Origin of the sequence: Amycolatopsis thailandensis (genome assembly GCF_002234405.1) — a bacterium.
In the GTDB taxonomy this organism is placed as follows: Bacteria; Actinomycetota; Actinomycetes; order Mycobacteriales; family Pseudonocardiaceae; genus Amycolatopsis; species Amycolatopsis thailandensis.
The window spans coordinates 1-562 of sequence record NZ_NMQT01000218.1; the positions used below are offsets into that span (position 1 = coordinate 1).

General features: G+C 70.6%; 1 pseudogene. It reads left to right on the forward strand.

From position 1 onward, the window contains the following. Nucleotides 1-387 (forward strand): annotated as a pseudogene (locus CFP71_RS41610) (WXG100 family type VII secretion target); the annotation flags it as partial. Nucleotides 388-562: the final 175 nt, after the last annotated feature.

The following is a 562-nucleotide window of genomic DNA, read 5'->3' on the forward strand; positions in this document are numbered from 1 at the left end:
ATCGGCGGCGGTGGTGGCGGCGGAGTCGGCGGTGCCCATGGAGTCGGAGGGACGACCGGGGTCTCGCTCGAAACCGCGGGCCCGGCGACAGGCCAGTCGCTGACCGAAGGCGTGCACACCGGCGGCGGCGCGCATCAGCCGCAAGCGGTGCCCGCGGGCGCCCCGTCCGCCCCGCTGAGCGGATCGTCGCCCGGGCAAGCACCCATGGGCGGGATGCCGATGGGCGGCATGGGCGCCGGTGGCGGCCAAGGCGGCGGTGACCAGGAGCGGACCAACCGCGCGTACCGGATCGAGGGCGAGGTGTTCGACCAGATCAACGAACCCACCGGCCGGATCACCGGTTCGTTGCTGGACGATGAGGATCAGCCGTCCACCCGCAGGCGGTAGTCCGAGGCAGGGGAGAAGCAGATGAGCGTCGATGAAACCTCGGCCATGAAGACGACTCTGGACGGTCTCGTCCGCGAGCAGGCGGAGCGCCGGGTGCTGCGGGATCAGAAGGCCGACGAGATCAAGGCCAGCTCGCAGGAGGTCATGACCAAGCAGGTCATGACCGCTCAGCGCT